This is a genomic window from Vibrio sp. V23_P3S9T160, from assembly GCF_963886625.1.
Taxonomy (GTDB): domain Bacteria; phylum Pseudomonadota; class Gammaproteobacteria; order Enterobacterales; family Vibrionaceae; genus Vibrio; species Vibrio anguillarum.
This window is the reverse complement of the sequence record NZ_CAWPDB010000182.1, coordinates 50,218-63,747: the sequence shown is the minus strand read 5'-3', so window position 1 is coordinate 63,747 and position 13,530 is coordinate 50,218. Positions and strand designations below refer to the sequence as shown.

At 45.6% G+C, this 13,530-nt stretch carries 12 protein-coding genes; 5 read left to right on the top strand and 7 right to left on the bottom strand.

Going from position 1 to position 13,530, the window contains the following annotated elements; all coding sequences use genetic code 11:
• Positions 1 to 294: 294 nt before the first annotated feature.
• From fre to trxA, 6 genes are all read right to left on the bottom strand, one after another.
• Positions 295 to 1,002, bottom strand: coding sequence for an NAD(P)H-flavin reductase (gene fre, locus AACU59_RS17345; protein WP_094144457.1), 708 nt, complete (start codon positions 1,000 to 1,002; stop codon positions 295 to 297).
• Positions 1,003 to 1,016: 14 nt separating this feature from the next.
• On the bottom strand, positions 1,017 to 1,286 hold the full coding sequence (locus AACU59_RS17340) for a 2Fe-2S iron-sulfur cluster-binding protein (protein ID WP_013855397.1): 270 nt from the start codon (positions 1,284 to 1,286) through the stop codon (positions 1,017 to 1,019).
• Positions 1,283 to 3,139, bottom strand: a complete 1,857-nt coding sequence (gene ubiD, locus AACU59_RS17335; RefSeq protein WP_094144456.1) for a 4-hydroxy-3-polyprenylbenzoate decarboxylase — start codon at positions 3,137 to 3,139, stop codon at positions 1,283 to 1,285. Before ubiD ends, AACU59_RS17340 begins: the two co-directional genes overlap by 4 nt.
• A gap of 77 nt (positions 3,140 to 3,216) precedes the next feature.
• Positions 3,217 to 4,212, bottom strand: a complete 996-nt coding sequence (locus AACU59_RS17330; RefSeq protein ID WP_094144455.1) for a hypothetical protein — start codon at positions 4,210 to 4,212, stop codon at positions 3,217 to 3,219.
• Between the two features lie 108 nt (positions 4,213 to 4,320).
• The gene (gene rho, locus AACU59_RS17325; RefSeq protein ID WP_010319292.1) at positions 4,321 to 5,580 is read right to left on the bottom strand and encodes a transcription termination factor Rho; all 1,260 of its coding nucleotides are present in this window, start codon (positions 5,578 to 5,580) and stop codon (positions 4,321 to 4,323) included.
• Positions 5,581 to 5,779: 199 nt separating this feature from the next.
• Positions 5,780 to 6,106: a thioredoxin TrxA gene (gene trxA, locus AACU59_RS17320; RefSeq protein WP_010319293.1), complete on the bottom strand. Its 327-nt coding sequence runs from the start codon at positions 6,104 to 6,106 to the stop codon at positions 5,780 to 5,782.
• A 111-nt stretch (positions 6,107 to 6,217) separates the two neighbouring features.
• Here trxA and rhlB point away from each other — a divergent pair, with 111 nt between their 5' ends.
• The gene (gene rhlB, locus AACU59_RS17315; RefSeq protein WP_026027733.1) at positions 6,218 to 7,528 is read left to right on the top strand and encodes an ATP-dependent RNA helicase RhlB; all 1,311 of its coding nucleotides are present in this window, start codon (positions 6,218 to 6,220) and stop codon (positions 7,526 to 7,528) included.
• Between the two features lie 7 nt (positions 7,529 to 7,535).
• Positions 7,536 to 9,029, top strand: coding sequence for a guanosine-5'-triphosphate,3'-diphosphate diphosphatase (gene gppA, locus AACU59_RS17310; RefSeq protein ID WP_017045714.1), 1,494 nt, complete (start codon positions 7,536 to 7,538; stop codon positions 9,027 to 9,029).
• A 105-nt stretch (positions 9,030 to 9,134) separates the two neighbouring features.
• On the opposite strand, the gene AACU59_RS17305 is transcribed toward gppA, so the two are convergent.
• Positions 9,135 to 9,809, bottom strand: a complete 675-nt coding sequence (locus AACU59_RS17305; protein ID WP_026028324.1) for a 7-cyano-7-deazaguanine/7-aminomethyl-7-deazaguanine transporter — start codon at positions 9,807 to 9,809, stop codon at positions 9,135 to 9,137.
• Between the two features lie 391 nt (positions 9,810 to 10,200).
• Between AACU59_RS17305 and gmk the strand changes: the two genes are divergently transcribed.
• The 3 genes from gmk to spoT all read left to right on the top strand — a co-directional run bounded on the left by gmk (position 10,201) and on the right by spoT (position 13,360).
• Positions 10,201 to 10,824 carry a guanylate kinase gene (gene gmk, locus AACU59_RS17300; RefSeq protein WP_017044367.1) on the top strand — a complete coding sequence of 208 codons (624 nt, stop codon included), beginning with the start codon at positions 10,201 to 10,203 and terminating at the stop codon, positions 10,822 to 10,824.
• A 103-nt stretch (positions 10,825 to 10,927) separates the two neighbouring features.
• Positions 10,928 to 11,200: a DNA-directed RNA polymerase subunit omega gene (rpoZ, locus tag AACU59_RS17295; RefSeq protein ID WP_013855406.1), complete on the top strand. Its 273-nt coding sequence runs from the start codon at positions 10,928 to 10,930 to the stop codon at positions 11,198 to 11,200.
• 39 nt (positions 11,201 to 11,239) lie between these two features.
• Positions 11,240 to 13,360, top strand: a complete 2,121-nt coding sequence (spoT, locus tag AACU59_RS17290; RefSeq protein ID WP_094144454.1) for a bifunctional GTP diphosphokinase/guanosine-3',5'-bis pyrophosphate 3'-pyrophosphohydrolase — start codon at positions 11,240 to 11,242, stop codon at positions 13,358 to 13,360.
• Positions 13,361 to 13,530: the final 170 nt, after the last annotated feature.

Genomic DNA, 13,530 nt, shown 5'->3' with positions numbered 1-13,530 from the left:
TTGCCGAGGCTTCCTTTGAAGAGGCGGCCATTCTAGCGAGATAATGAAAAGTGTCAAACACTTTTTTACATTATTTCGTCTTACCGATTTGACCTACTGATTGGCTGCTGGTTGGGCTTGAACCCTTACTGGCTGTGCCGTGTCAGTGAGGCGGCATTATAGGGAGAACGAAGATGAGTGCAAGCGGTTTTTAATAAAAAATAAGAAAAACATCTATTTTGTTTAAATAGCAGCCACAAAGCGTCAAAAGAGAGCATTTCGCTCTCTTTTGATAGGCTTTAATCTCTCTCGATCTTAAATAAAAGCGTAGGCATCAGCAAACATGTGATCGCTTTTTGCATTTTTGTATTGGGTAAACTGTTCTCTTGCTGCTCCAGCCATATCAAAACGACCTGCAATATAAATGTCGTACGCTTCTAACGACTCGAAATCATCATTGATCGCTTGGAGTACATTGCCAACCTTGCCATTCCAACCTTCATCAGCCGTTTCAACAACAGGTACAAAGTGGATGTTCTCAAATTGCTGAGCAATCTCACTCAGTTCTGTTTTTGCATAGAGTTGGTAAACGTCTTTTGCTCCCCAGTACAAATAGATAGCGTTACTTTTTTTTTGGCTAATACAGTGATCTAAAATCGAGCGTACATAGCTAAAACCTGTTCCTCCAGCAATGAGTAGTAGAGGGCGCTCATTTTCTTTTACCCACGCATCACCGTGAGGTGCATCTATATTGACTAAACCCTTGTTGCTTAATGCCGTTCTCATTTTCTCAACCACTTCCTGTGCATAAGCATTGTGCTCGGCGGCACCAATGTGCAACTCTAGTTCACCAGAACGGCAAGGGCTGCTTGCGATAGAAAATGGACGTTTATCTTTCTCACCCATTTCTACCATGAGATATTGCCCAGCTTTAAATGCAAGAACGCTTTCAGGTTGGAGGATGATTTTATAAGTATTAGAGGCTAATGGCTCAATTGACTTTACTTTACATTGGGTGGTCATGTTTTTCCTCTGACTTACTCTGCAAAAGTAAGTACTAAGTTACTTGTTGCAAAGGCTTGGCAAGGGAATATCCAACCTTGTCGCTGCTCTTCGTCAGTCAACATCGGTTCTAAGTTATATTCCACTACACCTTCTAATTTTCTGCACATACACATAGCGCATGCACCTATTTGACAACGGTGTGGAAAAGAGATGTTCTTGTTGAGCGCAGCTTCCAACACCGTTGTACCGTCTTGCACTTCAAAAGTATCGCCTTTCGGCAGCAAGATCACCGTATAAGTCATAAAATACCTAGCTCATCCCAGAGCGAGTCTATTTTGGTGACGACCTCGTGATCTTTTTGGATTGGCGTCCCCCACTCTCGCTGAACTTCACCAGAGAGTTTGTTGGTTGCATCCAGCAGGAGCTTGGAACATTGCCCTTCATTAGCTTCTATACGATCAGTATCTCGAGACGGATCCATGCGCGTGGTTATCGCCCAAATCACATCATTCCAATCTCGGATATTCACATCATCATCACAGAGCACAACAAACTTCAGATTTGAAAATGTCTCTAAAAATGCCCATATCTTTTTTAACAGCTCTTGAGATTGACCAGCGAACGCTTTGTTCATGGATACAATCAAGAAACCATCATTAGAAAATGGCACTAAATAGATATCAACAATCTCAGAATGCTGTGCTCTAAGCTGATCCAAATGCTCAGCTTTGATCTGAGGAGCCGTTGATGGTGATGACTGTTGTCTCGTACTGTCACTCTCAACATCCCATTTAATGGTAGCATCTAAGCCCATTTTGGAGCCTAGCCCCACCACTGGAGAGGCAAAATCAAGTGAATCAATCGGTGTATGTTCGATGAATAAAGTGTCTCGGACTGGGTCCATATGTGTTGTCATTGCATTGATAACTGAATTCCAATCACGAGCATCGACTGATTCATCGCACACCACCACATATTTAGTGTACATAAACTGGCGAAGGAACGACCAAACTCCCATCATGACTCGCTTTGCATGACCAGGGTATTGCTTTTTCATCGTCACCACCGCCATTCGATAAGAACAACCTTCCGGCGGCAAATAGAAATCGACGATTTCAGGGAACTGTTTTTGGAGTATAGGTACAAACACTTCATTTAACGCAACACCAAGCACAGCTGGTTCATCAGGTGGGCGTCCGGTATAAGTGCTATGGTAGATAGGATTGCTGCGCATTGTGATATGCGTAACCGTAAAGACACGATGCTTTTCAACTTCATTATAGTAACCCGTGTGATCACCATAAGGCCCTTCGTCAGCATATTCGTTTGGATCTATGTAGCCTTCCAGCACAATTTCCGCACTAGCAGGCACATCGAGATCATTACTGAGCGATTTAACCACTTCTGTTTTGCTGCCTCGTAACAATCCCGCAAAAGCATATTCAGAAAGCGTATCTGGCACTGGTGTCACCGCGCCTAGAATGGTTGCAGGATCAGCACCAAAAGCCACTGAAACGGGGAAATTCTCTCCGGGGTGAGTGTCCATCCAATCTCTTAAATCTAGAGCACCACCACGATGCGCCAGCCAACGCATGATGACTTTGTTTTTACTGAGTTTCTGTTGGCGATAAATCCCGAGATTTTGTCGCTTCTTGTTTGGCCCTTTAGTGATGGTCAGCCCCCAAGTTAGAAGGGGTGCCACATCATCGGCCCAACAACTCATCACTGGGATTTTGTCTAAGTCAACATCGTTGCCCTGCCAAACAATCTCCTGGCAAGGAGCCTTGCGTAGTCGTTTGGTTGGCATGTTGAGCACTTGCTTAAATAAAGGCAATTTATCGATAGCATCTTTGAAGCCCTGTGGTGGCTCAGGCTCTTTGAGATAAGCCAGTAATTTGCCGACTTCCCTTAACTCTTGGACCTCTTTACGCCCCATGCCGATCGCGACGCGTTTTGCGGTGCCAAACAAGTTAGTGAGCACCGGAACCGTATAACCGATCGGGTTTTCAAATAGCAAGGCAGGACCTGCGGCACGCAAAGTGCGGTCGCTAATTTCCGTCATTTCATAATGAGGGTCAATCGGGCAAGTAATGCGTTTTAGTTGGCCTGTTTTTTCCAGATGGTCAACAAATTCACGTAAATCCTTAAAGCTCATAGGCCTACTACATCGCTGATTAAACTGCAGGCAGTATAACAAAAACAACCCATTAACGATCCCCAAATTTCATAGGGTTATTGAGAAAGGGCTTGCAAAATACCACGACTTTTCACCTGAGAATTACTCACCAGTAAATCCTTTAGCCAGCGGCTGTGTCCTTGCTCGACCAAAGCAGTGGCCACTAAATTGACCTCTTCATTGATTGACATTTTGGCTATCAGAAAGTCGCGGATATCAGGACGCATGGGGCTAATGCGAACTAATGCCTTAATCGCTTGTACTTTTAAACTTGGATTTTCACTGGCGGCCATGATCTGTTTTATCGCAAATTCATCGCTTACGCTGGCTAATCGTGTGAGTTCCTGCTGAATGGAGAAATCGACCCGCATCAGCCACAGGAGTTTATAGATTTTAGGATCTTCACTAACTTGAGCTAATCGAACCATCACTTGTGTGGAAGGCAACCATCCGGTCACTGGCTCTGATGTCAGTTGCTCAGTGAGCGCAGCTAAAGCACTTGGGGATACTGTATCTAACTCGCGGATCAGTAACGTTTCGCGAATTTTTACTTGATATTGAGTCCCTGACAACCATGTTTTCAGTACTAGCTCTTGGCGCTCCGCCTTCACCAAGAAATCGAGAATGGTTTGTTCCTGCCGCCAACGCTTTAATAAACGGCTGGCTATCGCAGAAGAGTCAAAAGCTGGGGTTGAGAATTCATAGCCTTGTTCTTTTTCAACAACTTGGTAAGTGGGTGCAAGCGCTTGCTGCTCTTCAATGAATATCACCATATTCGGCGTTAGGGCGAGATCCAACTGCTCGATTTTTTGCAGCAACAGAAAACGTGCGGCTTCTTGCGGTAATAGCGCTAAACGTTGTAATGAAAAACGCAAAGAATCAAATTCATCATGTACCGCGTACTGCAATAGCTCTGCACTTTTATGGCGAATTTGTTCTTCCTGAAGCCATTTTTGAGCTGTATCAGACGTTATTTCTATAGAGGCAGCACTTGGCCACGCACAAAATAAAAATAGCGAGAGGAGAAGCGACGACAACATTCCTTGTTGCATTTTAACCTCCTTGTAACATTTGGCCTATTGTGGAAGGTTAATGGGTCAAATGCAAACAAAAACGCCACCGATAAACGGTGGCGTTGGTCATACTAAACTTAGCGTCTATTATTGACGGCGCATCGCATCAAAAAACTCATCATTAGTTTTCGTCATCGCGAGCTTATCAATTAAGAATTCCATTGCGTCACTTTCACTCATTGGGTGAACGATCTTACGCAGAATCCACATTTTTTGTAACTCATCAGGTTTAGTTAGCAACTCTTCACGGCGAGTACCGCTGCGGTTGAAGTCGATAGCAGGGAAAACACGTTTTTCCGCAATTTTACGGTTAAGGTGCAATTCCATGTTACCTGTACCTTTAAACTCTTCGTAGATAACTTCATCCATTTTAGAGCCAGTATCAACCAGTGCCGTCGCAATAATCGTTAAACTACCGCCTTCTTCTACATTACGAGCCGCACCAAAAAAGCGCTTAGGGCGTTGCAATGCGTTGGCATCCACACCACCAGTCAACACTTTGCCAGATGACGGGATCACAGTGTTGTAGGCGCGAGCTAAACGTGTGATGGAATCAAGCAGGATAACGACATCTTTCTTATGCTCAACCAAACGTTTTGCTTTTTCGATCACCATTTCTGCCACTTGTACGTGACGTGAAGCTGGCTCATCAAACGTAGAAGCAACCACTTCGCCTTTCACAAGGCGTTGCATTTCCGTTACTTCTTCAGGACGTTCGTCAATCAGTAGCACCATCAACACACAATCAGGATGGTTGTTAGCAATACTTTGCGCGATATTTTGTAGCAACATGGTTTTGCCCGCTTTTGGCGGAGCAACAATCAAACCACGCTGGCCTTTACCAATCGGAGAGGCAAGGTCTAGAACTCGTGCCGTAATGTCTTCTGTCGAGCCATTACCACGCTCCATGATCATACGTTCATTGGCATGCAGTGGAGTTAAGTTCTCAAATAAAATCTTGTTACGTGCATTATCCGGTTTGTCGTGGTTAACGGTGTTAACTTTTAACAATGCGAAATAACGTTCGCCTTCTTTTGGTGGGCGAATTTTGCCGGATACTGAGTCACCGGTGCGTAAGTTGAAACGGCGAATTTGGCTTGGTGATACGTAGATATCATCAGGGCCAGCTAAATATGAACAGTCGGCGCTACGTAAGAAACCAAAACCGTCTTGAAGAATTTCCAAGACCCCATCACCAAATATATCTTCACCACTTTTTGCGTGCGCTTTTAGGATGGAGAAGATGATGTCTTGTTTTCTTAGACGCGCTAGGTTTTCGAGGCCTAGGCTCTCACCAAGTTTCACAAGATCAGACACAGGTCTGTTCTTCAATTCTGTTAGATTCATTGTGGTGGATACTTGTTTAGTCAAAATAGGATCTATTTTCTAGTTAAGATGGATTTTGGTCTCAGGATCGACCAAGAAGTGAACACTTGTCTAATTAACGTGCGATAAACTAGCACTAAATAATAGCCTAGTCTAGAGTTTGTTTCTTTTCAAAAAAACAAAGCCGTGCATCAGAAAATGTACGGCTTTGCGATACCTGTTATAGGTTTGCGTCCAAAAACTCTTTCAATTGAGTTTTTGATAACGCACCAACTTTCGTTGCAGCGACGTTGCCATTTTTGAACAGCAGCAAGGTTGGGATGCCACGAATACCAAACTTAGGTGGAGTACCTGCGTTGTGGTCGATATTTAATTTACCGATAGTCAGTTTGCCTTCGTACTCGCTAGCGATTTCATCCAAAATTGGTGCAATCATCTTACAAGGACCACACCATTCTGCCCAAAAATCAACAAGAACAGGGCCTGCAGCTTTGATTACATCGTTCTCAAAACCATCATCTGTAAGCTGCAAAATCTTATCGCTCATCTTCCACTCCAATATGTTTTTCTGCACTGATTATAAGCTAACCAGTAAATAGATGCTCTATTGGAATGTATTTACTTTCGTATTGCAAGCTTAAGCTGATATTCTATGGCGATGAAAAAGACACATATCACAGAGCAAAAGTTCGCCGATTTGGGATTACATCCTCAAGTTGTTGAAGGATTGGAAAAAAAAGGGTTCGATTACTGTACCCCGATCCAAGCCTTGGCGTTGCCGGTACTGCTCACCGGCCAAGACATTGCAGGCCAGGCCCAAACAGGGACTGGTAAAACGCTTGCGTTTCTCGCTGCTACTTTTAACCACTTACTAACAACCCCTGAACATGAAGGGCGAAAACCGACGCAGCCGCGTGCCATTATTATGGCTCCGACTCGTGAGTTAGCGATTCAAATTTATAACGACGCCGAACCTCTGATTGCCAGTACTGGTATCAAAGCTGCGCTGGCTTACGGTGGTGAAAGCTACGATAAGCAGTTGTCTAAGCTGCAAGATGGTGTCGACATATTGATCGGTACAACAGGACGTATCATCGATTTCTACAAACAACACGTGTTTAACTTGAATAATATTCAAGCAGTTGTGCTGGATGAAGCCGATCGCATGTTTGACCTTGGTTTTATCAAGGACATTCGTTTTCTGTTTCGCCGTATGCCTGAACCTAAAGAACGCCTGAACATGCTATTTTCAGCCACGCTTTCTTATCGCGTTCAAGAATTGGCGTTCGAGCACATGCATAACCCTGAGCACGTGGTTGTCGAACCAGAACAAAAAACTGGCCATCGCATCCAAGAAGAGCTGTTCTACCCGTCGAACGAACATAAGATGGCGCTATTACAGACACTGATAGAACAAGACTGGCCAGATCGCGCCATCATTTTTGCCAACACAAAACACCGCTGCGACTCTATTTGGGGTCATTTAGCTGCAGATGGGCACCGTGTCGGCTTGCTAACGGGCGACGTACCACAGAAGAAACGTGAAAAGATCCTTGAGCAATTCACTACCGGTGATGTCGACATTCTTGTTGCAACCGACGTGGCAGCGCGAGGCTTACACATTCCTCAAGTCACACACGTATTCAACTACGACTTACCTGATGACTGTGAAGACTACGTGCACCGTATTGGTCGTACAGGTCGCGCAGGAGAGAGTGGTCATTCGATTAGTTTTGCCTGTGAAGAGTACGCCATTAACCTAACCGCGATTGAAGAGTATACCGGGCACGCGGTTCCTGTTTCTGATTACGATGCATCGGCGTTGATTGAAGACTTACCACCGCCAATTCGTCTGCGTTCTCGTAATCCTCAGCAGCGCCGTACTAATAACAATGGCCCTCGTACTGGCAACCGTAAGCCACAAAGTCGTCGCCCACGTCAACCGCATCAAAGTAATAAGGGTTCGTAATCCATTTATGAGTAAAGCCGTCTCCTCGCCGCTCTACGCTGCCATCGACCTTGGGTCGAACAGTTTTCATATGCTCATCGTGCGTCATATTGATGGCAGTGTACAAACGATGGCCAAAATAAAGCGCAAAGTACGCTTGGCCGCCGGGTTAGATGATAACAACGCTCTTAGCCAAGAAGCGATGCAGCGAGGATGGGACTGCCTCAGTTTATTTGCGGAACGACTACAAGATATACCCGCCAGCAATATCCGTATTGTTGGCACTGCCACACTGCGTACAGCCACCAACGTTGAGCTGTTTTTAACTCAAGCCAACCAAATACTCGGCCACCCCATTCAGGTTATTTCCGGTGAAGAAGAGGCGGCCACTATCTATAAAGGAGTGGCGCACACTTCAGGTGGCTTAGGACGACGCTTGGTTGTCGATATTGGTGGGGCCAGTACTGAACTCATCATTGGTGAAGGGTTCGATGCCAAAGCGTTAACCAGTTTAAAAATGGGCTGCGTCACTTGGCTTGAGCGCCATTTTAAAGACAGACAGCTTAACGCGGCTAACTTTAATCGAGCGATCGATGCGGCAAAACAGACGTTAGCGCCTATCCTTGAGCAGTACACACAGTTAGGTTGGGATGTGTGCGTGGGTGCCAGTGGCACAGTACAAGCGTTGCAAGAAATTATGTTAGCGCAAGGGATGGATGAGGTGATCACTCATACCAAACTAAAACGCTTGCAAAAACAAGCGATGCTCGCCGATCACTTGGAAGAGCTTGATATTGAAGGCTTAACTTTAGAGCGAGCGTTAGTTTTCCCAAGTGGCCTATCGATTTTAATTGCCATCTTTGAACTGCTCGAGATTGAATCGATGACTTTAGCTGGCGGCGCATTGCGTGAAGGCTTAGTGTATGAAATGGTCGAAGAGCTGCGCCAAGATGACATTCGAACGCGTACCATCAATAGCGTTCAGGTGCGATATCAAATTGATGTTGACTACGCCAAGCAAGTGGCTCAACTTGCCCAATCGCTGCTCAAACAGTGTGGGGGGGAAGATTGGATTGCGGAACCGCAAGCTGAAATGCTGCTCACTACCGCTGCACAATTGCATGAAATAGGGTTAGCGATTGATTTAAAAAAAGGCGGTGAACACAGCGCCTACCTGTTACAAAACCTCGACTTACCCGGCTATACCCGTGCACAGAAACACTTTCTAGGCGAAATTGCTCGTCGTTATCGCGAGCAGCTCTCTTCATTGCCAGAGCAGTACGCTCTGTCGGGCAACAGCGCCAAGCGGGTGTTACGTTTACTGCGCCTTGCCGTATTGCTCAGCCATCGTCGTAACGAGGCTCTACAGCCTAAATTTACACTGCAAGCTCAAGGTGACCAACTGACTCTTCGGTTATCCGCCAAATGGTTAGCGGCCAATCCTCTCACCACCGCCGAGCTGGATATTGAAGCAAACCGTCAAAGCGACATTGGTTGGCCACTCATTATCGACCCATCATAGTTATAAGATGCAGACACATAAAAAAGCCCGAGCAGCACTTGCTCGGGCTTTGATTTTCTCTCTTCCTAGTATAATGGCTTGCTACTCCACTACTGAACATTTCAACTACTGAGCATTGATCCCAACGGTTCGAAAATCAGGGTTGACCGCTGTCAGCTTCCGGATCAAGTAATTGAGCAGCACACCGTACATCGGCACAAACAGGCCTAAACTGATCACCAGTTTAAAACCATAATCAACCAAGGCAATTTCGGTCCAATGTTCAGCCATGAACGGATCGGGGCTTTGATAGAAAGCAATCGCAAAAAAAGCGACCGTGTCTAATGCATTACCAAATAACGTAGAACATGTTGGCGCAACCCACCACTGCTTCATCTGGCGCAGACGATTAAACACATGCACATCCATAATTTGCCCTAGCAAATACGCCATAAAACTGGCAATCGCAATACGCGCAACAAACAGATTAAACTCATGAAGCTGAGCAAGCCCTTGGAATTGACCTTCAAAAAATAGTACCGAGAGTGCATAAGAAACAATCAAAGCCGGTAACATCACTAAGAAAATGATTTTACGGGCCAACGCTGCACCAAAAATGCGTACAGTGAGATCCGTTGCCAGAAAAATGAATGGGAAAGTAAATGCGCCCCAAGTGGTATGTAAACCGAAGACAGTAAAGGGCAACTGAACCAGATAATTGCTTGATGCGATAATGATCAAATGAAATAGCACTAAAAGTGCCAAAGCTTTGCGCTGCTGCGCAAGGGTAAAGTAACTCATTGTGTACCTTTTTAGTTTGTTTTGGGGGCGAGGGAACCCAAATCGAAGAATTAGTCTTGCATTAATTTATAGGCCTAACACGCGTTCATATTCAAATCACGAGCTCAGCGGCGGGCGATTATACAGCAATAAACCCCCTCGACAAGCCTTGAAATAAGAGCAAACGTTTACCCATTGAAGAAAATATCACCGTTTTAAAATTCCCCTTTCACAGCTAAAGGCCGACCTTTTTGTTGTAGACATCCATGGGAACGTGCTACTCTTCGCCTCCATTTTTTCTGGCCTTATTTTCATTTTCTAGGATGAAACTCTCTGGGTCAGTGCTATCTTTTAACATGCTGATAGACGCAAATATCAGCATTCAATCCTAACCTAACGTGGAACAGAACAGATGGGCAAAGGTACTCTTTATATCGTCTCTGCACCCAGTGGTGCAGGCAAATCAAGCTTGATCTCTGCGATGTTGGAAACCAACCCAACCTATGCGATGAAAGTCTCTGTTTCACATACCACACGCGGCATGCGCCCGGGCGAACAAGATGGTGTTCATTACCATTTTGTACAAAAAGAGCTGTTTGAAGAGTTGATTACTAAAGGTGAATTTCTCGAACATGCTGAAGTATTTGGCAACTACTACGGCACCTCTAAGGTATGGATTGAAAATAACCTCAACAAAGGCATTGACGTTTTTCTTGATATTGACTGGCAAGGCGCGCGTCAAATACGCGACAAAATGCCGGATGCAAAAAGTGTGTTTATCCTTCCTCCTTCAAAAGAAGAATTGGAACGCCGCTTGAATGCTCGTGGTCAAGACAGCGAAGCCGTCATTGCTAAACGTATGAATGAAGCTCAAGCTGAAATCTCGCATTACACCGAATACGACTATGTCATCATAAATGATGATTTCGATGTGGCATTAATGGATTTCAGAGCTATTTTACGTGCTGAACGATTGAAGCAAGACAAGCAAGCTGCTAAATATAACAGCATGCTCAACGCGCTACTGGCGGAATAATCACCCGCTCAAACAAGGCAAAGTCTATCGCTAGTATAAACAAAGATTAGACTGTATACTTTCTCGTCATTTAAAAATTTTTAGTTAACTATTTGGAGTTCTCATGGCACGCGTAACTGTTCAAGACGCTGTTGAAAAAGTGGGCAATCGTTTCGACCTAGTTCTGATTGCGGCTCGCCGCGCTCGTCAAATGCAAACTGGCGGTAAAGATTCATTGGTGCCAGAAGAGAACGATAAGCCAACCGTTATCGCTCTGCGCGAAATCGAAGAAGGTCTTATCACGAAAGATGTGCTTGATGCTCGTGAGCGCCAAGAGCAGAAAGAGCAAGAAGCCGCAGAATTGGCCGCCGTAAGCAGCATCGCTCACAACCGTTAATTCTGCCATTCAAATTCAACAACCTTCCGGGCCTATAATTTGTATCTATTTGATAGCCTTAAAGACGTTGTCCAAGAATACCTAACAGAGCCTCAAATTGAGGCTCTGCGTCAATCTTATGTGGTCGCACGTGAAGCCCATGAAGGGCAAACCCGTTCTAGCGGCGAACCTTACATTATTCACCCTGTTGCGGTTTCTCGAATTTTGGCTGATATGCGCCTTGATTTGGAAACGCTACAAGCAGCGTTATTACATGATGTCATCGAAGATTGCGATGTCACTAAAGACGATCTTGAAGCACAATTTGGTCACGCCGTGGCGGAATTGGTAGACGGGGTTTCTAAACTCGACAAGTTGAAATTTCGTGATCGTAAAGAAGCCCAAGCCGAGAACTTTCGTAAGATGGTGCTGGCAATGGTGCAAGACATTCGCGTTATTCTCATCAAACTTGCTGACCGCACACACAATATGCGTACCCTTGGCGCATTGCGCCCGGATAAAAAGCGTCGTATTGCCCGTGAAACGTTAGAGATTTACGCGCCTCTTGCTCACCGCTTAGGGATTCATAACATCAAGACTGAGCTAGAAGAGCTTGGCTTTGAAGCATTGTACCCGAATCGTTATCGCGTATTGAAAGAAGTGGTGAGATCCGCTCGCGGTAACCGCAAAGAGATGATCCAACGCATCCACAGTGAAATTGAAGGCCGCTTGCAAGATTTCGGTCTGAAAGCACGCGTGGTTGGCCGTGAAAAGAACCTGTTCTCCATCTATAACAAGATGAAAACTAAAGAGCAGCGTTTCCACACCATTATGGACATCTACGCTTTTCGAGTAGTAGTGGATAGCGCAGACACTTGTTATCGCGCATTAGGCCAAGTTCATAGCTTGTACAAACCTCGCCCGGGGCGCATGAAAGATTACATCGCCGTGCCCAAAGCGAACGGCTACCAATCTTTGCATACCTCGATGGTCGGCCCACACGGCGTTCCAGTTGAAGTACAGATCCGCACTGAAGACATGGAACAAATGGCTGACAAAGGTGTTGCTGCTCATTGGTCTTATAAAGGCAATGGCGAGCGTACGGGAACGACTGCGCAAATTAAAGCTCAACGCTGGATGCAAAGCCTACTTGAGCTACAACAAAGCGCTGGCAACTCGTTTGAGTTTATTGAGAACGTTAAGTCGGATCTTTTCCCTGATGAAATCTACGTCTTCACACCCAAAGGCCGCATCGTTGAGCTGCCTGTCGGGGCGACTGCGGTTGATTTTGCCTACGCGGTGCACACCGATGTCGGCAATACCTGTGTTGGAGCTCGTGTTGATCGAAACCCTTATCCGTTAAGTAAATCGCTGAAAAACGGCCAGACAATCGAAATCATCAGCGCGCCTGGAGCTCGCCCTAATGCCGCTTGGCTCAACTATGTGGTGACGTCTCGCGCTCGCACTAAAATACGCCAAGTGCTCAAAACCATGCGCCGTGAAGAGTCAATCACACTTGGCCGACGTTTACTCAATCATGCACTCGGTGATTTCTCGCTCAATGACATCAGCGAAGAGAACATCAAGTATGTGATTAACGAATTAAAAATGACCAGTATCGATGATCTGCTAGCTGCGATTGGTTTAGGCGAATTGATGAGTATTGTCATTGCGCGTCGTCTGCTTGGCGATGCTGATGAGCTGACCGAAGTGGAAAGCAATGATGGCAAACCGAAAAAGAAACTGCCGATCCGCGGCGCTGAAGGTATTTTGCTCACGTTTGCTAACTGCTGCCACCCCATCCCAGACGATCACATCATTGCGCATGTATCACCGGGCCGTGGTTTAGTGGTGCATCGTGAAACCTGCCCTAATGTTCGTGGCTACCAAAAAGAGCCGGATCGATACATGGCGGTTGAATGGTCTAAAGATTACGAGCAAGAGTTCATCACCGAACTGAAAGTGGACATGCAAAACCACCAAGGTGCGTTAGCGGAACTGACCAATGTGATCTCGAAAACGGGATCCAACATTCATGGCCTCTCCACCGAAGAGCGTGATGGTCGTTTGTATACTGTCACTGTGCTGCTGACCACCAAAGATCGCATTCACTTAGCAAACATCATGAAAAAAATTCGTGTGATGCCTCATGCGCTGAAAGTGCGACGCCGGAAAAATTAAGCGATCCAAACAAATAAAACCCCTTGCGGCTAACCACTCATGGGGTTTTTTATTTTCCGACACCCTACCCCCATCTTGCATTTTAGGCGTCACTATTCAAATTAGCCGATGGCCTGCCGCTTATCGACCATTACATGATTTTATGCTGTACAAAAAAACAGTTCGATGGT